Origin of the sequence: Amphritea pacifica (assembly GCF_016924145.1) — a bacterium.
GTDB classification, from domain to species: Bacteria; Pseudomonadota; Gammaproteobacteria; order Pseudomonadales; family Balneatricaceae; genus Amphritea; species Amphritea pacifica.
Window position 1 is genome coordinate 14,421 of sequence record NZ_JAFFZO010000013.1, and the last position, 23,695, is coordinate 38,115.

Genomic DNA, 23,695 nt, shown 5'->3' on the forward strand with positions numbered 1-23,695 from the left:
TCGGTTGAAGGGAAAAAAAATGGACGAGATCTCAGCAGGCGCAGTTCAGTTAAAACCTGAATATATCGTCGGTCTTTCCATTCTGGCAACGGTGGGATTAGTGGCGATGTGGGGGCTGTTCTGGCACTCGGTGGCTAAATCTCAGTCGAATGTGATGGATATTCTCAAGAGTCCGTCATTTTTTAAAACCGTGACGGTCATGGGTGTTATCGCTGCTACTGTGGTGTTGAGCCTGGCAGGCAGACTTGAAGGTAATATTACCGGTGCCATTCTGAGTGGGATTGCGGGCTATGTGTTGGGGCAGCTGTCGGGCAAACATGAAAATGAGAAGTAGGCTGTAATGACCTTTTACTCCCTGGCGGATTGACATCTGCCATAAGGAGCCTCTCAGGTTTATAACGCTGAAGTCAGATTCTATCACTTGAAAAGGAGGAGTCTTTACCATGCGACGATCTGAAATAGTCCGCTTACAGGAACGAGTGGGTACTCTGGGGGATGGCTTCTGGGGGCCGATGAGTATCGCTGCTTGTCAGCAGCACCTGAAGAGTATGATGCCATCTCCCCACCCATTCCCGGTTGAAGGCTCGCCGGAGTTTACCGAGTTCTATGGACCCCATGGTGATAAGGATTACAGCCCTCCCAGTGAGAAAATTACGCTGCCCTTTACGCTCTATTATGGTGATAAGCCGGTGAAATCCCTCTGGGTTCATGCAAAATGTGCCGATAGTCTGTTGCGGGTTTTTCAACGATTGGCAGAGGTCTATCCGGATAAAGCATCCCGGGAAGGCGCGGGTATTCTTTTCTACAATGGGCTTTATAACCCCCGCTTAAAGCGTAACAGTCTGAACTCCTGGTCGATGCACGCCTGGATGAACGCCATCGATATCAATGCTGGTAAAAATGGAAATAAAACCTCATGGCCGGTGAATGCATCAATGCCGATTGAGGTTATGGAGTGTTTTGCTCAGGAGGGCTGGTTGTCTGCCGGGGCGTTCTGGGGGCGCGATGCGATGCATTTTCAGGCGACAGCCCCGCTATAACGAATTGCCTGTTATCCTGTCTCTGGAGAGGGATAGCCTTAATCCGGCTGTTAGTTGATATACTGCAACCTCTGGAAATAATGATGACTGATGGAACGCAAACATGGCAATGATTAAATGTGCAGAGTGTGGCCACACGATATCGGATAAAGCGGAGCTCTGTATCAGTTGTGGGTGCCCCTCAGGTTCCGCCATTGAGGCATCAACAAAACAGACGGGGATGAGTAGCGCATGGTCTGCGGTGACCCGTTCCAGAACACCGATCAATCTGTTTGCTATCGCGATGATGTGCTGTGCATCGATTCTGGGAATGAGTGCGACCCAGATTGACGGTCCTGACTCGCTAAAAGCGTTTACCTATACGCTGCATGTGTTCATGGCGGTGACCGGAATGTTCTTTGTCACCATTCTCTTCTGCCGCAAAGGCGTTTATCATCCGGATGATCTGGCGAAAGCGAAACGTGATGGTCTCAGCGATGAGATGGGCGCGGACCGGCCGGTGATCGCGGCCGTGCTGATTATTATAATGCTGAGCGCTTACGCGGCTTATCAGGCGGTATACGCTGACTGAATACTCCGGGTTTAATCCGGCTTGTTAAAGGGGCGTTGATTGAAGCCTGCTGCATCCTGCCAATGGAATCCCACTGTTTATGTTTGAAATTAAAACCATCACTCTTTTTATGGTCACTGCCGTTGCTGAGATAGCAGGCTGTTATCTGCCATACCTATGGCTTAAACAGGATAAGAGCATCTGGTTGCTGATTCCCGCAGCGATCAGCCTGACGCTGTTTGCCTGGCTGTTATCCCTGCATCCTACCGCCGCCGGGCGGGTTTATGCGGCCTATGGCGGTGTCTATATCTTTGTCGCACTGCTCTGGTTATGGCTGGTGGATGGTATCAGGCCCTCTGCCTGGGATCTGGTCGGGGCGTCGGTGGCACTGATCGGTATGGCGATTATTATGTTTGCACCGAAATCGGTTTAACCGCTTATCAACTACCCCGGGAGATCATATGTTAGCGGGCGTGCACCATGTGGCGATCATCTGTTCAGACTACCCACAGTCGAAACATTTCTATGTTTCCATTCTGGGTTTGGAGGTGATCGCTGAAAATTACCGGGCGGAGAAAGACTCATACAAGCTCGATCTCAGACTGCCTGACGGTGGTCAGATAGAGCTATTTTCTTTCCCTGACCGCCCCGCCAGACCCAGCTATCCGGAAGCTCTGGGGCTGCGTCATCTGGCATTTTCAGTACATTCTATTGACGCAGCAGTGATGCATTTAAAGGCGCATGGGATTACTGCAGAACCTGTTCGTACCGACGAATATACCGGCAAACAGTATACATTTTTCAGTGATCCGGATAATTTACCTCTGGAGCTGTATCAATCCTGATTGTTTACCGATGACGTTGTCCCGAGCGAAAAGATGCTAACGATTCGACCCAATTGTGAATGCTGCGATAAAGATCTGCCAGCGGACTCTACCGAGGCCTGCATCTGCAGCTATGAGTGCACTTTCTGCCGTGATTGTGTGGCAGATAAGCTTAATAATGTCTGCCCCAACTGCGGTGGAGGGTTCAGCCCCAGACCGATTCGCCCAGCCTCAGCGCACCGATCGGGAGTCAGCTTGCACCATCATCCGGCATCCACAGTGCGGGTGCATACCCCCTACAGCCCGGCTGAGATCAGAGCATTTACTGATGCAGTAAAATCGATTAAACCGGAGAATCGTTAATTTACCCGTTTAGGCAACGGTTACTCAACCGGACGACCCTGAACCAAAGGAAAATGATAATGAACATCAGACAGCATTTTATGCTGATGGCGGATTACAACAGGCGTATGAATGGTCAGGTATATGATGCCTGCGCCAGGCTGGATGCGAGTAGTTTAACGGCAGGCTGTGGTGCATTTTTTGGCTCAGTGCTGGGGACGCTGAACCATATTCTGGTGGGGGATCTGCTGTGGCTGTCGCGGTTTGCGCGCCATTCAGATCGATATCATGCGCTGATCAGTTTGGCTGATTTGCCACAGCCAGAACAACTGAATGATACGCTCTTTGCCGATCTTCCATCCCTGAAAAACGCCCGCACCAGAGTTGATAGCGCGATTAAACAGTGGTTATCTGAGGAAACGCTGGACAGCGATTTTAACCGCACTCTGGTCTATGCCAACTCAAAAGGGGTGGTCAGTGAACGGGATTTCGGCGCATTAGTCAGTCACCTGTTTAATCACCAGACCCATCACCGGGGACAGGTTTCTACCCTGCTGAATCAGCACGCTCTCGATGTGGGAGTCACCGATCTGTTGATCGATATACCTGATCTGCTTAAAGACTCTGCATAGGCGAGAAAATGCACACCTATATTCATCTTACTGCGGCATTCTGGGTGTTGCTTGTTGGTCTGGTTCAGTTGTTCCGGAGCAAGGGAACGGCGTTGCATAAAGCGCTGGGATGGTCCTGGATGGCGGCGATGATTATCACCTCCGTATCCTCATTCTGGATCAGCGGATTTATCGACTGGTTTTATGGCTATGGGCCGATTCATCTGCTTTCGCTCTGGGTACTGATCTGTGTGGTTGTGTCTGTCTGTGCTGCCCGACGAGGCAGTATCCGCTACCACCGGTCCTTTGCCGTCGGGGCTTATCTGGGCACGGTTGGCGCCGCATTGGGGGCCGTCTTAATGCCGGGGCGTTTACTGCATGAGCTGTTTTTCGGTTAAATCTCTCTGCGCTTAAGCGGACTAGTGGTGCTGCTCTCCCTGGCTGCCTTTGATCGCAAAAAACGATGCCATCAGTGCCAGGCTCAGCAGCACCGTTGGCAGCATATAGATACTGACAGCGATCAGCAGGGGGGTTATCTGGGCCACCAGTGAACCGATGGTCAGTTGCATGAATCCCAGCATACCGGTGGCCGTGGCGACTGCGCCAGTGGTTGATGACACGGCTGCCGCCTGGGCGTTAGGCTGGATCAGCCCACGGCCGAAGGTAAAGATAGCCATCGGCAGAAACAGCGCAGTAAAGCTGAGGGGGAACAGGTTAAACAGCGCTAACATCAGCACCGCACCGCCAGCCGATAGTGCACAGCCAAACAGCATCATCTTTCGGGTGCCGATGGTGGAAGAAATTTTTCCCGCCACCAGACTTCCTAACCAGAATCCACCGGCAACCATCAGAAACCAGTTACCGTAATCAGCTGAGTTGCCCTGCAGTATGGCATCGACGATAAAGGGTGAACTGTTCATAAAGACAAAAAAGCCGCAAGCGGCCATGGTGGCCGACAGCGAGCAGAAGATATAGCTGCGGGACGCGAGTACGGTTTTATAGCGACTAAAGCTACTTAGCAGAGTGCCGCTGCCGCGTTGATGCCCGGCGGTTTCCGGTAAGCGCAACAGCGCCCCCAGCCAGACAACGCTGCCCAGCAGCATTGAAACCCAGAAAACAGATTGCCAGCCGACCGCCAGGTTAAGATAGCCACCGATAGTGGGTGCTACTGCCTGAGCGGTTGCGATGCCCATGGTGATATAGCCCAGCATGCCTGCGGCTTTATCTTTGCCATGCTGATCGAGAATAATACTGCGGGCCAGCAGCATGCCGGTACAGCCGCCAGCGGCCTGAAGGATACGGGCCAGCAGCAGATGCCAGGCTTCGAAGGCCATAACGCCGATGATGCAACCGAATATATGCAGCAGGAACCCCCAGAAAAACACCGGACGGCGGCCATAACGATCGGCTAAAGGGCCGCTGATCAGTTGTCCGATCGCCAGTGTCAGCAGGTAAAAGGTATAACCGAGCTGAATGGTAAAGGGGGTGGTGTTGAACTGTTCAGCCAGCTCCGGCATGACCGGGGCATAGAGATTAAGCGCCACCGGACTGGCAATCGCCATACCTGCTAGCAGGGCGATAGGGGTTTTTATCTGGACAGTTTGGGCATTACTGGATGTCGGCATATTCTGTAACTAAAAAATACTTAATAAGTTAACAGAATACAGGAAGAGTGACGAGACCGCCAGAATAACCAGCGGTCCCGAAGGGAAGTTCTAATGACAGTAAGTCATTGCAGATAGTGATTAACGGTCTACTTCGCTGAAGCCCTGCAACAGCGCAGCAACCATTTTATCAACTTCCTCTGTGCCGATCGTCAGCGGTGGAGAGATGATAATTTTGGTGCCCACCGGACGGGCAATAACGCCTTCACGCAGGGCGACAGCGGCAATCTGATTGGCAAAGCCTCCCATCGGATCGATCGGGGTACGGGTTTTTTTGTCGCTGACCAGGTCGATAGCCACCATCAGACCTTTACCGCGTACTTCGCCTACGGATGGGAAGTCGCTGAGTGCATTTTTCAGCTTGGCTTTCAGGTCTTCACCCTGAACAGCGGCATTGCCTGGCAGATCTTCATCCTGAACAATCTTCAGAGAGGCCAGCGCAGCGGCGCAGGCGACCGGGTGACCGGAGTAGGTGTAACCGTGCATCACTGCGCCACTGAAGTTTTCACAGCTCTCGATACCTTTAGCAACCCGTTCGTTGATAACGGTGGCACCCAGTGGGATATAGCCGGAGTTAATGCCTTTAGCAAAACACTGAATATCAGCGGCTACGCCCCATCCGCGAACACCAAACATGCTACCGGAACGACCGAAACCGGTCACAACTTCATCGGCAATCAGCAGAACACCGTATTTATCGCAGACTTCACGAATCAGCGGCCAGTAGTTCGCCGGGGGAACGATAACGCCACCAGCACCCTGGACAGGCTCAGCAATAAAGGCGGCAACGGTTTCAGGCCCCTGGAAGATAATCTCAGCTTCGAGTTGCTTAGCACATAGCTGACCAAGCTCTTCAGGATCTTCACAGTTCCACGGGTTACGGTACAGCCATGGCGCATCGATATGAACACAACCTGGCAGGACGGGCTCATAGTTAGTACGGAATACGGTGTTACCATTGACGGAGGCACCACCGAAGTGAACACCGTGGTAGCCTTGTTTCAGCGAGATGAATTTATAGCGTTGTGCCTGGCCGATGGCTTTCCAGTACTGCCGGGAAACCTTGAGTGCGGTTTCGACCGCATCAGAGCCACCGGAGCTGTACATGACCCGCGCCATACCTTCAGGCTTAGTCATCTCAATGATCAGATCGGACAGTTCTTTGACACGGGGATGGGTGACACCGTCAAAGATCTGGAAATATTCCAGTTCATCCAGCTGAGCTTTAATTGCGTCTTTTACTTCAGTCCGGTTATGTCCGACGTTAACGTTCCATAAGCCGCCAACACCGTCAACCAGCCACTGACCTTCGCGATTCTGAACATAGTTGCCGTCACCTTTGACGATTTCAAGCGTGCTGTGCGAACCTGGAACGCCCGGATGTACCATCGGGTTCCATAACGTTTTTGATTTTCCACTCATAACATAACTCCGGATGCTTCTTTTATTAATTCCGTAGCGATACAGGTGAGTGCTGACAATTCCAGCAATGCTACGGGGTTGAGTTAAGTATGAATGGATCAGTTGAACAGGGTATCAACCAGAAGGTTGATAAAGGAGTAATTTGTGGCTGGTCAGCTCATCCCTGAGACTGAAGATTCTGATCAGTGCTGGTTATACAGTTGAGAGGTTATTTCAGCTTTACTGTTAACACCGGTTTTGCAAAAGATATGCTGCAGATGGGTTTTTACCGTTGCCAGACTGCAGTCAAGATTTGCAGCGATGGTTTTGTTAGAGAGTCCCTGTCTGACCAGTTCGACAACCATGCGCTCTTTAGGGGTGAGCTGAAACTGCTCACAAAAGCTTTTAAAGTGACTATGTTTTGGTGCATCCAGGCTTTGTTCCAGTGAAAACTGCATAAACTGATGTAATTGCCGGGCTTTCCGAATATCTTCACTGCGCATCTCAGGTTGTTGTTTTGAGGTGAACAGGGAAAATCCTGCAATCAGTTTGTTATCGACCCGTAAAAAAATCTCAACAATATCCTGTACACCCCAGGGCGAGATAAAGTCCCGGTAGTAAGGGTGGTTATAACGCTCCTGGCTGTTCACCAGATCGTTCATTTTGACCACAGTGGCGTCAGTTTGCTCAACAAACTGGGTCGGGTGCAGGGGATCCACCCTATAGAAGGTATCCATATACTGCCGGTGCATTGCCGGCTGAAGCTGCCATGTTTTATAGCAGATAGGTTTTCTCTGATTGTCGACCAGATAGGTGACAGCCTTGGAGACATTAAGAACCCCGGTCAGGAGCGACAGGCATTCATCCTGAAAACTGTACAGACCAGCAGGGTAAATATTATTGTTTGTTTGCATTACCGGATCTCCTGATTTCAAACCAAGAGAACCAGAATACGTCAATTTGTTACCAAAAAACAACTTAATACATTAAGTTGTTTTTTTGGTTTTTTGGTGATTTGCTACTGTACTGATTTGTTGAGTATCTGATTAATAGGTGGTTTATCATTGATTAATCTAACGTTTTGTTTTCAGGGTGCTCCACAAATAGACCGCAATGGACAGGACAATCATTGAGAACAGTGTCAGGCTGATAGGGCGACTGATAAAAATACTCAGATCACCATCTGCCACCCCCATTGCCTGACGGAAACGTGTCAGGAATACAGGTCCCAGAACCAGACCGAGAATGATCGGCACTGCGGGGATGTCATTTTTACGCAGAATATAGCCGAACACGGCAAAGCCCAGCGCTATCAACGCATCAGAGAACTGATAGTTCTGGCTGTAGCTGCCGACAAACCCCAGCACCAGTATGAAAGCGCCGATAAAACGTCCCCGTATACGGGTGAGGTTAACGATCCACTTAGTTGCGAACGTCAGGTAGACAAAGACTACGATATTCATCAGAAACAATGAGATATAAAGGCCCGAGATAAACTCGGGACGCTCGGCAAACAGAGCAGGGCCTGGTACATAGTTGTGTACCATGAATACAGCCAAAAGCATTGCCATCAGCGCATCTGCTGGGATACCAAATGCCAGCAGCGGAATCATCACGGATGCCGTTACCGCATTGTTGGATGTTTCTGATGCGATAATACCTTCCGGAGCACCATTGCCAAACAGTTCAGGTGTCCGGGAAAACTTTTGCGCCAGGGTATAGGAGAAAAATTGCGAGCCAAACTCACCGACGCCAGGCAACAGCCCCATGACAACCCCTAAAGCAGCAGAGCGAAATACTGTGACTTTGTGTTTCATGAGCACAAAAAAGCCGCCGAACAGACCCTCTCCCTCGAGTTTGGTGACGCTGGAATCGTTGCCGCGGGCAGAGAGCAGGACAAATGCCTGAGACATGGCAAACAACCCGATAACTGCAGGTACCAGTGGAATACCGTTGAGTAGCCACTCCTGATGGAAGGTGTAGACCTGAGTGCTGAATGAGCGGTCGATGCCAATTGTGCCGAGAAAAATACCCAGCCCCAGCATCATCGCCGCTTCGACAACATGCCTGCGGTGAGCCAGTACAACAAAGATCATCCCCAGCGCCGAGAGCATGGCGAATTCGGCAGAGCCGAAGAGGCGGGCAACCTGAGACAGAACCGGAGCCAGCAGGACCAGTGATAACACACTGATAATGCCGCCGACAAAGGATGAAGTGTAAGCGATAGAGAGGGCTTTCTTTCCCTCGCCTTTTAACGTCATTGGATAGCCGTCATAGGTGGTTAACACCGCGACCGGGGTTCCCGGCGTATTCATCAGGATGGCAGGGATTGCGCCGCCATACCAGGCCCCTCCGTATACCCCAAGCAGCAGCGATACGCCGGCCAGTGGTTCCATCGAAAAGCTCAGTGGCAACAGGATTGCAATGACACCGGCAGGCTCAAGGCCGGGTATCGAGCCAATAGTGACGCCGATGAGAGCGCCGATAACAATAGCCAGCATCACATTGAGTGTGCCAACCTCATTCAAACCTAATAGCAGGGTTTCCATAGCAGAATTACGTCTTAAAGGTATTGGTTAGCAAAGTCAGCCCAGCTTTCCGGGAACAGGCTGTATAGCCAGACATCAGGAAGCCAGAGGCTAACGCCAACACGGAAAATCAGCACCATCACGGTCAGGGTAGCCAGGGTTGCCAGGAACCAGGTTCGGTCCAGCAGCCTGCACATCCACAACAGAGTAGTGATGAACAAAAGAGTTGATGGTACAAAGCCAAGCACTGACAGAGTGTTGATATAGAGAAAAAACAGAGCCGCCGAGATCAGCGCTGTACGGTAACTGCTCAGAGTATCAAACACTGATTCAGTAATATTCCACCGCTTGAGGAAACCGGCTTTTAATGACTCGATTACTCTGACGCTGGTGAATATCGTTAATAGCAATAGCCCCACAGATGAACCGAACATCGGCTGTAAAAACCAGCCGCGATTTGTATGGATCAAGGGTGCCTGAAAAGGCAGTAAACACAGTAATATCAGGGTCAGAGCAAGGATAAACCAGTAAATACCGTAGTTTTTTTCCTGAGTCAGCTCATCTGTATCAATCTCTGTGGTGTTTTTTACCTGACTGCTCATGAGTTGTACCATTATTATTATGGGTTAACAGGACGGAATACTGCAGCAGACAGATGTGTCTGCTGCAGAGACTGGAAATATTACTCTTTCATGTACTCCAGCAACGATTTAGACGCTTCGTAGTCGCTTGCAACGACCTCTTCTGCGAATTTACCGCCAAGCCAGTAGATACCAGCACCGGTGGTGTTACTTATCTCTTTAACCCGATCGCTGGAAAGGGCTTTTTCAGCAATCTCACCGATACGCTGCTTAACCTCTTCAGGTGTACCTTTCTTCACGAACAGGCCATTCCAGGTCGTCTGGCTTATACCGGTTTGTTCGTTTAATGTCGGGACGTCAGGCGCAATACTCAGGCGGCTACGGGTCAGTGATGCCAGCAGCTTAACTTCGCCGGATTGAAGACATGAAAGAATCAGCTGTGTCGTGGTGTTAATGACATCAGCATCGCCATTTGCAAGGGTAGAGCAGTCAAGCAAATCGAAAGCCGCATTAGAGGAAAATTTTATACCCTCCTGGGCAGCAGCTTTAAAGGTGACCGCTGTTGGCAGTGCCTGATAGCCAAAGTGCCCCAGAGATACATCGTGAGTCTGGGAGTATTCGGCCAGCTCTTCAATGTTGTTGTACCTGGAGTCAGCCTTTGTGGCCAGCACAAATGGATAATCCAGGAAGATGCCGACAGGTTCAAAGGTATCTTTGTCATAAGGTGCATTACCTGACAGCAGATGTGTCGTCAGAATGTCAATCACAAAAGAACCGATGGTAAGACCATCTGCACGGGCACGGGCGACCTCAGAAGCCCCCACAATACCGGCACCGCCAGGTTTGTTTACGACAGTCGCAGGCTTGCCGGTTTCTTTGGCCATATCTTCCGCAATCATGCGGGTCAGGATATCTTCAAGATCACCAGGAGGCCATGGCACTACGAACTTTACCGGGCGATTAGGATAGTCGGAGGCATCAGCAACTGAACCCATAAATGGAGCGGTCGCAAGCGCAGCGAGAGTACATATCTTTATTATCTTCTTCATGGGCATTCCTCAGGGCTTTATCTTAGTTTTATTTGGTGTTTTTTTTCAATGGAACAATCAATACAGGTATTTCACTGTGATGAATGACTTTCTGAGCGGTTGAGCCCAGAAATACTCTGGACATAGAAGAGACTTCATGATCGCCCATTACAATCATACTGGCATTCAGCCGTGCGGCTGTTTTCAGAATGACCTGATCAGGTTTTCCGGGGGATACCTGAATAGTGGGCTGATAGGGGAGTTCGAAGTCCTCTTCGAGTTCACTTTTCAGAAATTCTTCAATACGCATGCCTATGCGTATTTTGAAACTCTCAATAAGTTGGTTCTTATGTTTGAGCGAGGCGTTTACCGGCAAAAAGTCATCGATAAAATCATCCATTGGCTCAATAGCATGCAGGAAGACTATCTGCGCGTTGTTATTGATTGCTTGCTTGACTGCCATGCGAAACGCGGGCCGGCTGCCTTCACTGATATCACTGGCGTACAGAATTGTGTTGATTTCAGGTAGCATGATTAAATCTTCCCGTTGAATTCTTCTTATCTCTTATTACAGAGGAAAACGTTGCCACTGAGTATCAACCATATGGTTGATCGGCTTATTGAGCTGCTGTTCAAAAAAGCTTGCATCGCAGGCTTGTAAAATGTGCCGCATAATGAAGCACTACGCGTTAACTCGTTTAACAGGATATTTTTTTCTGAAAATATTCCGTGTTCTTAGTATAAGCATAGGATTGATCTATTTGATCAGGTTTTCGCCCCAGGCGACTATCGACCAAAGGGTTGATCTTAGTTTTTGAGGTCAGAGAAATAAAAAAAGAGCTTACCGGGGTAAGCTCTGAAAAACCTTCATGAGAGAAGAGGTGCTCCCCAATACGGTTAACAAGGCGGGTGCTCAGAGCCTCTGTCAGTATTGGCAAAAGTCTGCTATGCCAGTGCAACAGACATCCTTATTAGGCCAGTTTTGTTATCTGACGGGTATCGACCAAAGGGTTGAGCCGGGCAGTGCTTCAGTGGTGAACAGAACGCTTTTTAGCTTTGCTTGATACAGCCCATCGAAAACTGATTTTTCCCCCGGCGCAGCAGCAAAAAACGCTCATGAAGTGCCAGGTCAGCGTTCATCTTCTGGTCCGGATTATTCACCACTGAACCGTTCAGTTGGACTGCGCCAGATGAGACAAAATCCCGTGCCTGACGACGGGAGGTCTCCCCCCTGAACTGACCAGCAGATCGGTCCGGGTCATTGTCTCAGTGACTCCGCAGGTGGGCAGACCATCCTGTTCAAACTTTTGAAACTCTTCCCTGGTGAGTGTATCGACTGAACCGCTGAACAGCGCTTCAGAGATTCGCCGGGCCTGCTCAAGTGAGCGCTCGTCGTGAACCAGGCGGGTCATCTGTTCCGCAAGAATGCGCTGTGCCTGCGGCTTTGATTCACTCGACTGGTCGTTTTGCTCAATCTTTTCAATCACTGTGAGGGGTAAAAAAGTGAAGTACCGCAGGAACCGATAGACATCTGCGTCTGCGAAGTTGATCCAGAATTGGTAAAAGCTGTAGGGTGAGGTTTTTTACGGGGCCAGCCAGACAGCACCGGATTCCGTTTTGCCAAATTTGGTGCCGTCGGCTTTGGTGATCAGTGGCAGGTTCAACCCGAACACCTGAGCACCATTGAGTCGTCAGGTCAGGTCGATACCGGCGTGCTCCACTGATCATTACCGCCGATCTGCAGCGAGCACGCATAGCTGCGGTTAAGCTCGGCAAAATCGTAAGACTGCAGTAAACTGTAGGAAAACTCGGTATGAGGAGATACCCTGGTCCGGGAGTTCAATACGCTGACGCACCGATTCCTTGTTGATCATGGCATTCACTGAGAAATGTTTGCCGATATCATGCAGAAAGCTCATGATGTCCATACAGCTCATCCAGTCACGATTATTCGCGATCATGGCTGATTCGGCGCCGAAGTCGAAGTCGATAAAGTGGGAGAGCTGATCACTGATGCTCTTAATCCATCGATCAATCGTTTCTATCGCATTCAGACTTCGTTCTGTGGCTTTGAAACGGGGATCGCCAATCATCGGTTGCCCCACCAATCAGAGCGATAGGCCGGTGTCCCGCCTGCTGAAACCGCTTGAGCATTAGTAAGGGAGCGAGATGACCAATATGCAGGCTGTCGGGTCAAAACCGCAGTAGAGGGTTCTGGGTTGCTGAAGGTGTTTCTGAAGTGCCTGAGTTTCTCCACTGTTCTGAGCGATAAGACCGCGACCTTGAAGATCATCGATCAGATTGATACTTGCCATAGCGTACTTGTTTTTAGTGACATAAAAAAAGGGGCGATAAGCGCCCCTTTTTCAATATGTGAGAGGCTTATTTATTGATATTGATAACCTGCATGCGGGTATATTCCAACATCCCTTCTTCACCGAATTCGACGCCGAAGCCAGACATTTTACAACCACCGAAAGGTGCATGAGGAAGTACTTCTGCATGTCCGTTGATCCAGGCGGTGCCGCATTCAAGCTGGCTGGCGATCTGTGCAGCTTTCTCAATATCTGCGGACCATACCGATCCACCCAGGCCAACATTGGCAGAGTTCGCCCGGGCAAGAGCATCTTCAATATCGGTATAGCGGATTACCGGTAGCACCGGACCAAACTGCTCTTCATCAACGAGACGGACACCGTCCGTAATATCGGCAACAATGGTTGGCGGATAGAAATAACCATTGCCTTCCAGTGGTTCACCGCCGCAGAGAATGCGTGCACCATTGGCTTTTGCATCGTCTACCAGCTCGCTGACAATTCTGAACTGGTTGGCGTTTTGTATCGGGCCGAATGTGGTTCCTGCTTCAAGACCGTTACCAACAATCTGTGCCTGAGCAATCTCAGCCAGCTTGTTACACAGTGCGTCATAGATGTCGTCGTGGACATAGAGGCGCTTCAGCGCCGCACAGGTCTGTCCCATATTCAGGAACGCAGTCTGGAAGATCCCTTCGGCAATGGCATCAACATCGGCATCCGGCAGGACGATGGCGGCATCGTTGCCACCCAGCTCCAGCGTCAGACGTTTAAGATTGGCTGCGGCACTGCTCATAATCCGCTGTCCGGTAGGGGTCGATCCGGTAAAGACAATTTTGCTGATCCCCGGGTGGCTGCTGATCGCGCCGCCGATTTCGGCCTGACCGGTTACCACGTTAACCACGCCTGCAGGCAGGACTTCGTTGATCAGCTCAACCAGTCGCAGGGTGTTCAATGGGGTGTATTCTGATGGTTTGCACACCACAGTATTGCCGGTGCGCAGTGCTGGCATGATGTGCCAGATTGCGATCATCAGCGGCCAGTTCCACGGAGTGATAGAGGCAACCACCCCCAGCGGCTTATGATGCGCTTCAATCCGTTTGTGCTCGCTGTCCTCGATGATTTTTACAGGAATTTGGAGATCGGCATTGTAGCGGGTCCAGGCGACCGCTCCGCCCACTTCTGCCTGAGCCAGAAACATCGGTTTACCCTGCTCGGTTACGATGATCTCAGCCAGTTCATCGGCATTGGCTTCAATCAGATCAGCTATCTTATGCATCAGTGACTGACGCTCTGTATCGGAGGTGTGTTGCCAGGTTTTAAAGGCGGTAGTGGCTGCGGCAACAGCCTGATCAAGTTGCTCTGCCGAGGCGAGTGGAGCGACAGCAGCTACGGTCTCTGTTGCCGGGTTAATAACATCAAAGCTTCCGGCTGCTCCGGCTACTTTTTCGCCATTGATGGTTAATGAAAATGAGGTCAGCATCTTGAATCTCCTGAAGACAAATGAGCCCTGCATAGACAGGGCCTTATTATAGTTATGGATTTAGCTTTTTAGAAAGGTACAATGGCCAGCACCTGGAAATAGGTATTGGTATTGGTATTACCCTGGGGGTTATTAGCAGACTCTGGAGTATAGAGACCGACAAGGGGGCTGATAATTAAGTGGTCATTAACCACCCATTCTGCCCAAATATCAATTTCATCTGCATCGTTGTCGCCGCTACCTGCCGCAGTATCTTCATACTTGAAGTACATTGCTCCAACGGTGAGTGTTTCAGCTGGGTGTGCCGTTACAGAAAAGTAATGAATATCTGAATCCGTTGCAAATGGGCCTGCATAGCTTGCGGCAACTTCTCCCTGGAACCAGGTGCCGTATCCACGATTGAAGCCGTAAAATAAAGGATCATACCCTGTATCGTAGCTGGTTAAGCGGTAGTTAACGCTTGGTGACCATGGAATATCGGCAAAGGTCCAGCCTGCTTCAGCGTACCATGCATTGGTATCGTTACCGGTCACGCCATTTTCCTGAGATGCATATTCGGAGGACAGAAACAGATTTTCAACACCGGCATTACCCTGGTAACGAATGCTTGTTGTTGTTTGACCATCGCGACCTTCGTGGCCATTAAATGCGGCTTCGTTAGCATTAACACCGAGTCCTTTCACGTGTAGCAGACCGAAAGTACCGTGTTCAGCAGTGTATTCCAGGTTGGCACCTGCAAGCTCCATGCTTGATTGTCCTGGATTGTCTGATTTAAGCCAGAACAGGTCTGCGCGAGGGCCGGTTTCAGAGCCTGCTCTTAATACGACGGTGTTATCGAATGCGCGTCGACCGCCCAGCCAGTATGCACCACCATTATCCAGGCTAGTGCCATAATCATCAAAACCTTCTCCTAAATTCAAGGCGTCGCCATTGATGATAAAACCATCCCCAAAAGAAATATTCTGACGACCTAAGGAGATCTCAAATATATCTGTTCGGAAACCTGCATACAGGTCCTCAATTTCAGTATGGCGTTCTTTACCTGTGGTAAAACCGGCGGCATCACCATCCCCCCAGGTGCCTGTACTCATAGCGTTGATGGCACCAAAAAGTGATCTTCCATTATCAACATCAAAACTTCCAGAAAAACCATATTTAGCATAGGCTTCTGTCCATGCAGGCGACTCTTTAGTTTGTGATCCGATTGGATAATTTTCTTCACTACTAAAATATCCGGCAATTATTTCAATATCCAGATTGAGCTCTTTACCATCATCTTTAACCAGATTGTAGGCAGAGGCAGAACCCGAAGCTAGCGCAATCGCTGAGCCCAGGGCTACAGTAGAAAGCTTTTGTTTAAAGTGTTGTGTCATCGACATGATCCTCCGGGGAATTCTTGGTATTTTTTTTATGGCAGAGGTGGTTACTGAAGGGGTAGATAACCACATATGCTGCAGCTTTATTCGACCTGTTATTTGGTTTAAAAGTAATCAACCATATGGTTGATAAGTGGGGTTGATATTCCTGTTCGTGTTCTGACAGGTTGCTGAAAGGGTTATTAATGCAGGGGGGGCGGGTGAGTGTATGACACAACGTAAGAGTCTATTTCCCAATGAGTTTTTGCGTACAGCCCTGGATCTGATCCCGTTGAGTGAGTCAGTTTTTTCTGAAAGAACCGGATATCTATCACCGGGAGGCAGTGGTACAACTTATTGCTATGGTAAAAAGGCTCGGCTTGGTCTGGTGCGATTCCGTCATACGGATGACCGGGTGGGGACATCCGGATTCACAGATGTCACCGCATATTCTGAAACTGGCTATTTATTATCAGGAGTTTATGGTGCCGGATAATGACCGTTGTGGCGGATATGTTTTTTCACCATTACGGCCGTATTATCGTCGTGTTATCTATGTTGCGTGAGGAGGATATGGGTAACTATAGCGGTGATGAGTTAGCACTATTGTGCAAATTACAACCGTTTATCGAATACAGTCTGAATGTTGTCTATCTGACGCAGCGTCAGCAAGAGCGCACCTCCACTACTGAAAAGGACGGACTAGCTGAGCGTGAGTTGGATGTCATTGAGTTGTTGCTAAGCGGTGCCAGTAATAAAGCGATTGCGGTTGATCTTTGCCCTGGACTGGCAACGGTCAAGACTCACCTGCATCACATATATCAGAAAGTTTCTGTGCAGTCCCGCAGCGAACTTGTTGCTAACGTTCTGTTGAATCTTCAGGGATAGAGTTTCAAGGCGAGTGTGATCTTTTTCCAGAGCTGGATGATGTGTACGTCACGCTGAGACATTATCGTCTATACTTTCGATTGTAGGATTAAAAATTCATAGGCTGTTTCATCTGCGGGCGAGGCGCAAAGCGGACTAGGGGGGGATGGCACGTAGCAGCCAACACATTTTCTTGCCAACTCGTACAACATGGTGTAGAAATATTAATATATTAAGTAATTTATAATAAAAACATATTCTGATGAGGTGCTGTGATGAGAGCCGGACTTAACACAACGCAATCCAGCCTATCGTCTCTCCAGGATGAGAGTCTCAAACTTTTTACCGATCTATTTGGTATTCAAAAGGCGGCCGCCTATATGGTTGATAGCGGCTCGAAAATGTTTTCATTCAAGAACTGTGCTTTACAACCAGCTTTGCAGCGGGAATATCTTGAGTATTTCTACCGCTTAGATCCATTCCATCCCAGCAATGTTGAGGATAAGGATACCTCTGTTCTGCGAGCGAGTGATGCAATTGCGTTGCATAGGCGAAAGGACAACCCTTACTACTCTGAGTTTCTGAGTCGCTGGGGGATTGATGATACGATAGAAATATACCTTCATTCTGAAGGGCGTATTGTCGCCGGTTTATCACTTTTTCTGGATGAGGGGGATAGTGAGCTGTTGAGTGCAGATATGAAACGGATCGAGAGTTTACAAAAATTCTTACAGTTCTCTATAGAGAGCTATCTTGATTCACCTCAGCGGCGTAACTTTGAAGCGGTTTGTGACGAATACCATTTGACTGCCAAAGAGCGCGTAGTGCTGGAGCAGGTTATTCAGGGCTTGCCCCATAAAAGTATTGCAAATTGTTTATGCTGCAGCTTATCTACAGTAAAAACACACCTTCAGAATATCTTTGAGAAAATGTCGGTGCGCAGCAAGGCAGAAATAATTTCATTGCTTTACAGTCAACAGAGCTATCATTGATGATCTGAAAAGAACCCCGCCCTCTTATTCAGGGGCGGGGTTCTTTAAGGCTAAACGAATCAGAAAATTAAGGCTAAACGATTCAGAAAATTGCCAGATAATGTTTTATCATCTCATCTGACTCAATAATCCAGTCCAGATTTTCACCTTTTTCTATATACCAACCCTCACCCGGGCCAAACGTCTTGCGTTCACCACTGATGTTATCAACCAGTGTCACACGCCCTTTAACCAAAGTAGCGTGTTCGGCAAAAGTGTGATCAACCTGGAACTTGCCTTGTGTGCAGGCAAAAATACCCAGGATCTGCGGATCGCCTTCCTGACCCACCAGTGCCGCGCCACTCGCCTGAGGGGCTCCTTCGAGTACTTTGGCCCCAAGATTAGCTACACTGCCAAACGGAGTAAGTTCAGTAGTATTTACTTTATCATTCAATATCAGCATCGTTGTTTCCTCTTTTGCACAATTGTTCAATGAATGGCGCACGGATCTGGCGCAATCCACCAGTGGGTAGTTCAGTGAAACTTCGCTTCAAGCTGGTGCCAGCATTTTCCTGCGGTCACCCAGAGGGCGTTGAGCGGACGCGCAGCGAATATGTTTGGATGTTTAATTCTGGACAAAATATCGAAGTTGCCCGGTTCGCCGCAGGCTGCGCCAGCCAGTGATTTGGCCACCAGGTGAGAGGGCCCAACTCCGAAGCCCGCGTAAGCCTGAGCGAAGTAGATATTCGGATGGTCCTGTAGCTGGCCGACTTGCGGGAACAGGTTTGTGCCCAATGCCATACGGCCACTCCAGCTGTAGTCCACCTTGACATCGCCCAGTTGCGGAAATACTTTGCGAAGATTCTTGCGCAGGTGGCTCTCCAGATCCCTGGGTAGGTACTCCATAAAGTGGGTGGCTCCGCCAAACAACAGTCGGTTATCCTTACTGAGACGGTAATAGTCAATGACTGGGCGATTATCACAGATCGCTGCCCTGGCGGGCATAAATTGTTGAATCACATCTTCAGTGAGAGGCTCTGTGGCGATGCTGAATGCGTTTGTTGTGACGAACCGTTTGTCAAGAACAGTATCAAGACCCTCAAGGTAGGCATTACATGCATAAATCAGCTTGTTCGCGGTGACCTTGCCGCCCGGCGTATGCACAATGACTTTGTTACCTTTTTCGATATGCGTTACGGGGGTCGACTGAAATATATGAGCCCCCAGGGCTTGAGCAGCCTGAGCCTCGCCAAGCACCAGGTTTAGTGGGTGAAGGTAGCCAGACCCCTTGTCCAGCAATCCGCCGATATAACGATTACTGCGAACAACCTGATTCAGCTCCGTGCCTTTTAATAGCTGCGTCTCGAACGGGTATTGCTGCTGCTTCAGGAACGCTTGCAAACCTGCCAATGAATCCAGTCGTTTCTGATCGTAAGCCACGGTGCAGTAGCCCCAGTTGAAATCGCACTGAATATCGTATTGATCAATGCGGTTTTTCAGCGTTTGAATGGCCTCAAGCCCCATGCCGTAGAGCTGTGCAAACTGTTGGTCTGTCAGTTGCTTTTTGATCAGTTCCGGGTCATGGCCTATTCCGCAGATTGCCTGACCACCATTTCGGCCAGAGCCGCCCCAACCGATCTCACGGGCTTCCAATAAAATTACATCGACACCGCGTTCAGCAAGCTCAAGAGCTGTATTGACTCCGGTAAAGCCGCCGCCAATGACACAGACTTCTGCTGTTTGATCGGAGGTTAACGCACTCACGTCCAGGGAATATTGTGTGCTCGCTGTATAGTAGGAGTTGATATCGTTCATTACGTCACCTGAAAAGACGGAAAAGTCACCCAATCCGTATTGTACTGTTTAGTCTGGCTTCTATACTGAGCGCAGGCTCTGTCTCCGGGTATCGACCACATGGACGAGTTTTCGCGAAGCTGTGGCTGCGTTTTCAGAGTCTGCTAGTGAAAATGGTGTCAAGGGAGAGAAATTCTGGTATCGGCTGTGTCGTGGTCAGGTAGTAAGGGTTTTCAATTACAAACAGTCTGAACTCACCATAGTATTTAGAGTGATGAGCCTTCCATGATGTTGCTTTTGGTTAAATCTTCCGCAATGTTAGAGCTGTACATTTTGTTGCTTGGGCGGCTGTTTAAGTCAGACTGTGATTGGGTCGCTACCCAGTTTATAACGTCGTGCCTGCCAGATCAGCAGAATAGGGGCCAGAGGGTGAGGGCTTTGAACGTATATCTACGAATTGATCACTGCTTTACGAACAGGATAAACGCCTATGAGAGTATCAATCGCCACAGCTTATTCCTCCCATGCTTACCAGAGGTATATTTTAAAAACGACTGATCTCTGCGTGGTTTTTGATTTGACATCAATAACCAGAACACATTCAGCCGTTTTGTTTCGGACTTCATGAAAAATTTGGGTTAGCTAGCAGCTATTTTTGAAGACAAGGGTATGCAGTTGCATTCAGCTTCAATGCCTTTGCACCAACTTTAAAATTGCTCAGTTCATTCGTATCCTCACCCTTATAGCCAACAATCTTTCCACATGTACGCATTGCCTGGAAATCGACCAGTAATACTCCAACTGTTGGAATAATCTTCTCCTCCCAGACAAACAGATATAAATCTTCAGCAACTTTTCGGTAAGAGCAATAGTCAGTGTCACATAAACCAACTTCGTTACCTTTTAAGCAGTTCCAGGTATATGCATTCTGTCGTAGATAAATATGTTCATACACTTCATCATCTGTATAAGAATACTCAACTCGCCAGTTCAGTAACTCATCAGTTTCCGGATGAATTGCCTGGTCATCTGCAGTAAATTCTCTATCTACAGTGGCACGTGCAAAGTCTACTTTAACGGCACGAAGATTTTCGCCAGATAACGCCCGGTACAAAATCGGACGTTCGATTTCTTCACGGCTTGGCATTACTGATATCACTGCAGTCGCGACACCTTTATTCAGATCTAACGCAAGAGATACAGTCGTTCCAGCTTCTGATTTTTTCTCGAAGTCAATAAAGTAAATACCAGAGCGTGGATTAACAGCAGTGTAACTTTCTGTGTAAGTTTTTTCATCCCCCTTAATTGTCCATTTCAATTCACTTTCAGTAATAAAGTCATGCTTTATCACCCAGCCATTTTCAAAATTGAAATTGAAACTCTTTCCTGCTAGATCGTTTACGTTATCAAGGTTGTTGGCCCCAAAACCGTGAGACAATTCATCTACTGAAATCCAATTCGCCTTTTCACTCATATTTATCACTCCGATCTTTAATTGGTAATGCATTATTCACTGAACCTGATGGCAATATATATCGACCGTGTGGCCGATGCCGGCTACGTCGACATCAAGAAGAGAGAGGCGTTAAATACAGCGAAATCGAATAGTATATTGCAGAACAATCGGGTTGCATCAGCGATTGGAAAAGCAAACTGTAAACAAAATCAGGAGAGGCTTTGCGAATCAGAGCGAGTATTCACGCTAAGGTCGAGCCCAGGTTCCGGCTGATCAAGTGTTGATCTGGTTTACTAAAGTCCGTTCTCCCGGTTTGGTGAAAGATGATTTTTAGCTTGTCATGCTGTTCGCTTGATCAAGTCTATTCCTAATTAACCATGATCGTCAGTTACGCCTGTATCGTATGAATACAGTCAGATACAGAAGTGATGATGGCTAAGAACAGGGTTCAGTTCCAGAAAGGCATAGCCTTTTTGAGTTCGTCTGTGTTTACGGTAAAGAGGAACAGTGAGCAGGTGGTATTAGTATGGCGATGCCCACGGTTTCTGTGTGATGACAGCGTTAATAACACATACTGCCGTCTGAAAAGTCGCCCAAGAGTGCTGCAATATAATCGATGCCGACATCGAGCTACACTGACGCCAATACCCTGCCTTGTCAGCACTGAAGTTGCCGCTTACCAAGTGGTTTTGAGCGCTTCATCTGGTTATTACAATGTATACTACCCCTCTGATAAGGTGTCTATATGCCGGACCGCAAGCAGAGGTTCACGCATTATGAAATGCACAAAAAAATGCCAGTCTGGAAAAATACTTAACTTGTTAACTAATTATCAATAAAGTATAGTTCACCATATACGGGTATAACCCCACGACAACGTAAAAGAGATCGCTATGAAATTAGAACTGAAAGATTCCTCGTTGCTGAAGACTCAGGCGTTTATAGATGGGCAGTGGACTGATGGTGATGAGGGTATCACGTTTGCTGTGTTGAACCCGGCCACTGGCGATGTAGTGGCCGAAGTGGCCAGTGTCGGACAAGCAGAAACAGCCCGGGCGATTGCTTCAGCCGATATTGCGATGACCGAGTGGAAAGCCCGTCCTGCAGGACAGCGTTCGGAGATACTGGAGCGCTGGCATGCTCTGATTATCGAAAATATTGATGATCTGGCAGCGATCATGACTATCGAGCAGGGCAAGCCGGTTTTCGAATCTAAAGGCGAGGTACTGTATGGAGCTTCCTATCTGAAATGGTTTGCCGAAGAGGGCAAGCGGGTTTACGGCGATGTTCTGCCTTCCGCTAATGACCGGCGCAGTATTGTGATTAAGCAGCCGGTCGGTGTGGTAGCCGCTATTACGCCGTGGAACTTCCCCAATGCGATGATCACCCGTAAGGCCGCACCGGCACTGGCAGCCGGTTGTGCCATCGTCCTGAAACCGGCGGCTGAAACCCCGCTGTCTGCACTGGCTCTGGCAGAACTGGCAAACCGTGCAGGACTGCCTGCGGGTCTGTTCAGTGTGCTGCCGAGTGCGCAGTCTTCGAAGGTGGGGGGGGAGATGACCTCTAACCCGACGGTTAAGAAGCTAACGTTTACCGGTTCTACTCCGGTGGGCAAACTGCTGATGAAGCAGTGTGCTGATACGGTTAAACGCACCTCTATGGAACTGGGTGGCAATGCACCGGTCATTATCTTCGATGATGCAGATCTGGATCTGGCGGTCCAGGGTGCGCTGGCATCGAAATACCGTAATTCCGGACAGACCTGTATCTGTGCCAACCGGCTGCTGGTGCAGGAGGGGATCTATGATGCCTTCGTGGAAAAGTTTGCCGCAGCGGTTAAGGAGTTCCGTCTGGGGTATGGTTTTGATGCGGATACGACTCATGGTCCTGTTGTGTCTAAGAAAGCGTTGGGTGATATCGATGCGATCGTCAAGAATGCGGTCGAGCAGGGGGCTAATGTTGTTACCGGTGGTCAGCCTTCAGCACTGGGTAACTGTTTCTACGAGCCAACCGTACTGACCAACGTAAATGACGCGATGAGTATCTTCTCTGAAGAGATCTTTGGCCCGGTGGCACCGGTGTTTAAGTTCAGCACCGAGGATCAGGCGATTGCGATGGCCAACGATACTGAGTTCGGTCTGGCGGCCTATCTGTATACCGAGAATGTTGGTCGTATCTGGCGGGTGTCAGAGGGAATCGAGTATGGCATGGTGGGCGTCAATGAAACAGCGATCAGTTCCGAAGTGATCCCTTTCGGCGGGGTGAAAGAATCGGGTCAGGGGCGCGAAGGTTCTAAATATGGTCTGGATGACTATCTGGAAACCAAGTATATCTGTATCGGTGGTTTGCAGCGTTGATAGCGCAAGTCTGCCCGTAGGACACTGATTCGGTTGAGGGGGGGCTATGGCGCCACTTTTTTAGCTGAATCAGTTTTATCCCCTCAGGCTTCAGTCCGACATCCCATCGAGTTCAGTGAGTTCCCTGAGCAAGCGGGTCAGTTGCTCGAGTTTCTCCTCTCCATACTGTTCAGTAAAGGCCCGGTAGCGGGAATCAACATCCGGACTAAGACGCTGGAACAGATTCAGAGCCTTGTCTGTGAGACTTAGCAGCGTGCGTCGCTGATCCTCTTCTGATTTTTTCCGTTTGATATAGCCCTGTTGCTCAAGGCGTTTGATAATGCCTGTCAGGCTTGGGCTGAGAATACAGCAATGGTCGGCCAGCTGTTTTGATTCAAGCTCCTCATAGGCTTTGAGTGCTCTGAGAACACGCCACTGCTGTTCAGTAATATTGTTTTCCTGAAGCAGTGGGCGAAAATATGCCATTGTTGCTTCCCGGGCTTTGAGTAGTTGCAGTGGCAGAGAGTCTTCGAATTTACGCATATGAGATTC

29 protein-coding genes and 1 pseudogene are annotated in these 23,695 nt (G+C 49.1%); 12 read left to right on the plus strand and 18 right to left on the minus strand.

Annotation, left to right across the window (positions count from 1 at the left end; all coding sequences use genetic code 11):
- Positions 1-19 precede the first annotated feature (19 nt).
- From JW499_RS08810 to JW499_RS08845, 8 genes are all read left to right on the plus strand, one after another.
- The gene (locus JW499_RS08810; protein WP_091356061.1) at positions 20-334 is read left to right on the plus strand and encodes a hypothetical protein; all 315 of its coding nucleotides are present in this window, start codon (positions 20-22) and stop codon (positions 332-334) included.
- A 109-nt stretch (positions 335-443) separates the two neighbouring features.
- Complete coding sequence (locus JW499_RS08815; RefSeq protein WP_205210255.1) at positions 444-1,040, plus strand: M15 family metallopeptidase; 597 nt, start codon at positions 444-446, stop codon at positions 1,038-1,040.
- A 103-nt stretch (positions 1,041-1,143) separates the two neighbouring features.
- On the plus strand, positions 1,144-1,611 hold the full coding sequence (locus JW499_RS08820) for a hypothetical protein (protein WP_205210256.1): 468 nt from the start codon (positions 1,144-1,146) through the stop codon (positions 1,609-1,611).
- A gap of 79 nt (positions 1,612-1,690) precedes the next feature.
- Positions 1,691-2,023 carry a YnfA family protein gene (locus JW499_RS08825; protein ID WP_205210257.1) on the plus strand — a complete coding sequence of 111 codons (333 nt, stop codon included), beginning with the start codon at positions 1,691-1,693 and terminating at the stop codon, positions 2,021-2,023.
- A 28-nt stretch (positions 2,024-2,051) separates the two neighbouring features.
- Positions 2,052-2,435, plus strand: coding sequence for an SMU1112c/YaeR family gloxylase I-like metalloprotein (gloA2, locus tag JW499_RS08830; RefSeq protein WP_205210258.1), 384 nt, complete (start codon positions 2,052-2,054; stop codon positions 2,433-2,435).
- 33 nt (positions 2,436-2,468) lie between these two features.
- Positions 2,469-2,777, plus strand: coding sequence for a DUF1272 domain-containing protein (locus JW499_RS08835; RefSeq protein WP_205210259.1), 309 nt, complete (start codon positions 2,469-2,471; stop codon positions 2,775-2,777).
- Positions 2,778-2,836: 59 nt separating this feature from the next.
- Complete coding sequence (locus JW499_RS08840) at positions 2,837-3,388, plus strand: DinB family protein (protein ID WP_205210260.1); 552 nt, start codon at positions 2,837-2,839, stop codon at positions 3,386-3,388.
- A gap of 8 nt (positions 3,389-3,396) precedes the next feature.
- On the plus strand, positions 3,397-3,765 hold the full coding sequence (locus JW499_RS08845) for a DUF2306 domain-containing protein (protein ID WP_205210261.1): 369 nt from the start codon (positions 3,397-3,399) through the stop codon (positions 3,763-3,765).
- 21 nt (positions 3,766-3,786) lie between these two features.
- On the opposite strand, the gene JW499_RS08850 is transcribed toward JW499_RS08845, so the two are convergent.
- The 14 genes and pseudogenes from JW499_RS08850 to JW499_RS08910 form a co-directional block, all read right to left on the minus strand.
- Positions 3,787-4,992, minus strand: a complete 1,206-nt coding sequence (locus JW499_RS08850; protein WP_205210262.1) for a multidrug effflux MFS transporter — start codon at positions 4,990-4,992, stop codon at positions 3,787-3,789.
- Positions 4,993-5,112: 120 nt separating this feature from the next.
- Positions 5,113-6,453 carry an aspartate aminotransferase family protein gene (locus JW499_RS08855; protein ID WP_205210263.1) on the minus strand — a complete coding sequence of 447 codons (1,341 nt, stop codon included), beginning with the start codon at positions 6,451-6,453 and terminating at the stop codon, positions 5,113-5,115.
- A 182-nt stretch (positions 6,454-6,635) separates the two neighbouring features.
- Positions 6,636-7,346, minus strand: coding sequence for a helix-turn-helix transcriptional regulator (locus tag JW499_RS08860; RefSeq protein ID WP_205210264.1), 711 nt, complete (start codon positions 7,344-7,346; stop codon positions 6,636-6,638).
- A gap of 159 nt (positions 7,347-7,505) precedes the next feature.
- Positions 7,506-8,981: a tripartite tricarboxylate transporter permease gene (locus JW499_RS08865; RefSeq protein WP_205210265.1), complete on the minus strand. Its 1,476-nt coding sequence runs from the start codon at positions 8,979-8,981 to the stop codon at positions 7,506-7,508.
- Between the two features lie 14 nt (positions 8,982-8,995).
- The gene (locus tag JW499_RS08870; protein WP_232846311.1) at positions 8,996-9,562 is read right to left on the minus strand and encodes a hypothetical protein; all 567 of its coding nucleotides are present in this window, start codon (positions 9,560-9,562) and stop codon (positions 8,996-8,998) included.
- 80 nt (positions 9,563-9,642) lie between these two features.
- Entirely contained in the window at positions 9,643-10,590 is a 948-nt protein-coding gene (locus tag JW499_RS08875) for a tripartite tricarboxylate transporter substrate binding protein (RefSeq protein ID WP_205210266.1), read from the minus strand.
- A 28-nt stretch (positions 10,591-10,618) separates the two neighbouring features.
- Positions 10,619-11,101, minus strand: coding sequence for a universal stress protein (locus JW499_RS08880; RefSeq protein WP_205210267.1), 483 nt, complete (start codon positions 11,099-11,101; stop codon positions 10,619-10,621).
- A 518-nt stretch (positions 11,102-11,619) separates the two neighbouring features.
- Positions 11,620-11,745 carry a hypothetical protein gene (locus tag JW499_RS23010; RefSeq protein ID WP_408627319.1) on the minus strand — a complete coding sequence of 42 codons (126 nt, stop codon included), beginning with the start codon at positions 11,743-11,745 and terminating at the stop codon, positions 11,620-11,622.
- A gap of 230 nt (positions 11,746-11,975) precedes the next feature.
- Positions 11,976-12,242, minus strand: a pseudogene (locus JW499_RS23015) (tyrosine--tRNA ligase); the annotation flags it as partial.
- A gap of 23 nt (positions 12,243-12,265) precedes the next feature.
- Entirely contained in the window at positions 12,266-12,361 is a 96-nt protein-coding gene (locus JW499_RS23020) for a hypothetical protein (protein WP_408627320.1), read from the minus strand.
- The gene (locus JW499_RS23025) at positions 12,333-12,659 is read right to left on the minus strand and encodes a tyrosine--tRNA ligase (RefSeq protein ID WP_416135404.1); all 327 of its coding nucleotides are present in this window, start codon (positions 12,657-12,659) and stop codon (positions 12,333-12,335) included. The genes JW499_RS23020 and JW499_RS23025 overlap by 29 nt, the downstream gene beginning before the upstream one ends.
- A complete protein-coding gene (locus JW499_RS23030) occupies positions 12,601-12,723 on the minus strand; it encodes a hypothetical protein (protein WP_205210269.1) in 123 nt (40 codons plus the stop codon). The genes JW499_RS23025 and JW499_RS23030 overlap by 59 nt, the downstream gene beginning before the upstream one ends.
- 228 nt (positions 12,724-12,951) lie before the next feature.
- Positions 12,952-14,364 carry an aldehyde dehydrogenase family protein gene (locus JW499_RS08905; protein ID WP_205210270.1) on the minus strand — a complete coding sequence of 471 codons (1,413 nt, stop codon included), beginning with the start codon at positions 14,362-14,364 and terminating at the stop codon, positions 12,952-12,954.
- Between the two features lie 68 nt (positions 14,365-14,432).
- Positions 14,433-15,737 (minus strand): alginate export family protein, encoded by a 1,305-nt coding sequence (locus JW499_RS08910; protein WP_205210271.1) that lies wholly within the window; start codon positions 15,735-15,737, stop codon positions 14,433-14,435.
- Between the two features lie 211 nt (positions 15,738-15,948).
- On the opposite strand from JW499_RS08910, the gene JW499_RS08915 reads away from it, so the two are divergent.
- The 3 genes from JW499_RS08915 (at position 15,949) to JW499_RS08925 (ending at position 17,578) form a co-directional block, all read left to right on the plus strand.
- Positions 15,949-16,215, plus strand: coding sequence for a hypothetical protein (locus tag JW499_RS08915; protein WP_205210272.1), 267 nt, complete (start codon positions 15,949-15,951; stop codon positions 16,213-16,215).
- Entirely contained in the window at positions 16,215-16,607 is a 393-nt protein-coding gene (locus tag JW499_RS08920) for a helix-turn-helix domain-containing protein (RefSeq protein ID WP_205210273.1), read from the plus strand. The genes JW499_RS08915 and JW499_RS08920 overlap by 1 nt, the downstream gene beginning before the upstream one ends.
- Before the next feature lie 254 nt (positions 16,608-16,861).
- Entirely contained in the window at positions 16,862-17,578 is a 717-nt protein-coding gene (locus JW499_RS08925; RefSeq protein ID WP_205210274.1) for a helix-turn-helix transcriptional regulator, read from the plus strand.
- Between the two features lie 82 nt (positions 17,579-17,660).
- Here JW499_RS08925 and JW499_RS08930 read toward each other — a convergent pair whose 3' ends face one another.
- The 3 genes from JW499_RS08930 to JW499_RS08940 form a co-directional block, all read right to left on the minus strand.
- On the minus strand, positions 17,661-18,020 hold the full coding sequence (locus tag JW499_RS08930; protein ID WP_205210275.1) for a cupin domain-containing protein: 360 nt from the start codon (positions 18,018-18,020) through the stop codon (positions 17,661-17,663).
- Between the two features lie 71 nt (positions 18,021-18,091).
- Positions 18,092-19,372: an NAD(P)/FAD-dependent oxidoreductase gene (locus tag JW499_RS08935; RefSeq protein WP_205210276.1), complete on the minus strand. Its 1,281-nt coding sequence runs from the start codon at positions 19,370-19,372 to the stop codon at positions 18,092-18,094.
- A 628-nt stretch (positions 19,373-20,000) separates the two neighbouring features.
- A complete protein-coding gene (locus JW499_RS08940; protein WP_205210277.1) occupies positions 20,001-20,825 on the minus strand; it encodes a MoaF C-terminal domain-containing protein in 825 nt (274 codons plus the stop codon).
- 875 nt (positions 20,826-21,700) lie between these two features.
- Between JW499_RS08940 and JW499_RS08945 the strand changes: the two genes are divergently transcribed.
- Complete coding sequence (locus tag JW499_RS08945) at positions 21,701-23,164, plus strand: NAD-dependent succinate-semialdehyde dehydrogenase (RefSeq protein ID WP_205210278.1); 1,464 nt, start codon at positions 21,701-21,703, stop codon at positions 23,162-23,164.
- Between the two features lie 90 nt (positions 23,165-23,254).
- Here the strand turns inward: JW499_RS08945 and hpaR are convergent, their stop codons facing one another.
- Positions 23,255-23,686 carry a homoprotocatechuate degradation operon regulator HpaR gene (gene hpaR, locus JW499_RS08950; protein WP_205210279.1) on the minus strand — a complete coding sequence of 144 codons (432 nt, stop codon included), beginning with the start codon at positions 23,684-23,686 and terminating at the stop codon, positions 23,255-23,257.
- Positions 23,687-23,695: the final 9 nt, after the last annotated feature.

Excerpts from the sequence above, each read along its gene's own strand:
- JW499_RS08810 (WP_091356061.1), top strand. The coding sequence starts at position 20 with ATGGACGAGATCTCAGCAGGCGCAGTTCAGTTAAAACCTGAATATATC.
- JW499_RS08815 (WP_205210255.1), top strand. The coding sequence starts at position 444 with ATGCGACGATCTGAAATAGTCCGCTTACAGGAACGAGTGGGTACTCTG.
- JW499_RS08820 (WP_205210256.1), top strand. The coding sequence starts at position 1,144 with ATGGCAATGATTAAATGTGCAGAGTGTGGCCACACGATATCGGATAAA.
- JW499_RS08825 (WP_205210257.1), top strand. The coding sequence starts at position 1,691 with ATGTTTGAAATTAAAACCATCACTCTTTTTATGGTCACTGCCGTTGCT.
- gloA2 (WP_205210258.1), top strand. The coding sequence starts at position 2,052 with ATGTTAGCGGGCGTGCACCATGTGGCGATCATCTGTTCAGACTACCCA.
- JW499_RS08835 (WP_205210259.1), top strand. The coding sequence starts at position 2,469 with ATGCTAACGATTCGACCCAATTGTGAATGCTGCGATAAAGATCTGCCA.
- JW499_RS08840 (WP_205210260.1), top strand. The coding sequence starts at position 2,837 with ATGAACATCAGACAGCATTTTATGCTGATGGCGGATTACAACAGGCGT.
- JW499_RS08845 (WP_205210261.1), top strand. The coding sequence starts at position 3,397 with ATGCACACCTATATTCATCTTACTGCGGCATTCTGGGTGTTGCTTGTT.
- JW499_RS08850 (WP_205210262.1), bottom strand. The coding sequence starts at position 4,992 with ATGCCGACATCCAGTAATGCCCAAACTGTCCAGATAAAAACCCCTATC.
- JW499_RS08855 (WP_205210263.1), bottom strand. The coding sequence starts at position 6,453 with ATGAGTGGAAAATCAAAAACGTTATGGAACCCGATGGTACATCCGGGC.
- JW499_RS08860 (WP_205210264.1), bottom strand. The coding sequence starts at position 7,346 with ATGCAAACAAACAATAATATTTACCCTGCTGGTCTGTACAGTTTTCAG.
- JW499_RS08865 (WP_205210265.1), bottom strand. The coding sequence starts at position 8,981 with ATGGAAACCCTGCTATTAGGTTTGAATGAGGTTGGCACACTCAATGTG.
- JW499_RS08870 (WP_232846311.1), bottom strand. The coding sequence starts at position 9,562 with ATGAGCAGTCAGGTAAAAAACACCACAGAGATTGATACAGATGAGCTG.
- JW499_RS08875 (WP_205210266.1), bottom strand. The coding sequence starts at position 10,590 with ATGAAGAAGATAATAAAGATATGTACTCTCGCTGCGCTTGCGACCGCT.
- JW499_RS08880 (WP_205210267.1), bottom strand. The coding sequence starts at position 11,101 with ATGCTACCTGAAATCAACACAATTCTGTACGCCAGTGATATCAGTGAA.
- JW499_RS23030 (WP_205210269.1), bottom strand. The coding sequence starts at position 12,723 with ATGCTCAAGCGGTTTCAGCAGGCGGGACACCGGCCTATCGCTCTGATT.
- JW499_RS08905 (WP_205210270.1), bottom strand. The coding sequence starts at position 14,364 with ATGCTGACCTCATTTTCATTAACCATCAATGGCGAAAAAGTAGCCGGA.
- JW499_RS08910 (WP_205210271.1), bottom strand. The coding sequence starts at position 15,737 with ATGACACAACACTTTAAACAAAAGCTTTCTACTGTAGCCCTGGGCTCA.
- JW499_RS08915 (WP_205210272.1), top strand. The coding sequence starts at position 15,949 with ATGACACAACGTAAGAGTCTATTTCCCAATGAGTTTTTGCGTACAGCC.
- JW499_RS08920 (WP_205210273.1), top strand. The coding sequence starts at position 16,215 with ATGACCGTTGTGGCGGATATGTTTTTTCACCATTACGGCCGTATTATC.
- JW499_RS08925 (WP_205210274.1), top strand. The coding sequence starts at position 16,862 with ATGAGAGCCGGACTTAACACAACGCAATCCAGCCTATCGTCTCTCCAG.
- JW499_RS08930 (WP_205210275.1), bottom strand. The coding sequence starts at position 18,020 with ATGCTGATATTGAATGATAAAGTAAATACTACTGAACTTACTCCGTTT.
- JW499_RS08935 (WP_205210276.1), bottom strand. The coding sequence starts at position 19,372 with ATGAACGATATCAACTCCTACTATACAGCGAGCACACAATATTCCCTG.
- JW499_RS08940 (WP_205210277.1), bottom strand. The coding sequence starts at position 20,825 with ATGAGTGAAAAGGCGAATTGGATTTCAGTAGATGAATTGTCTCACGGT.
- JW499_RS08945 (WP_205210278.1), top strand. The coding sequence starts at position 21,701 with ATGAAATTAGAACTGAAAGATTCCTCGTTGCTGAAGACTCAGGCGTTT.
- hpaR (WP_205210279.1), bottom strand. The coding sequence starts at position 23,686 with ATGCGTAAATTCGAAGACTCTCTGCCACTGCAACTACTCAAAGCCCGG.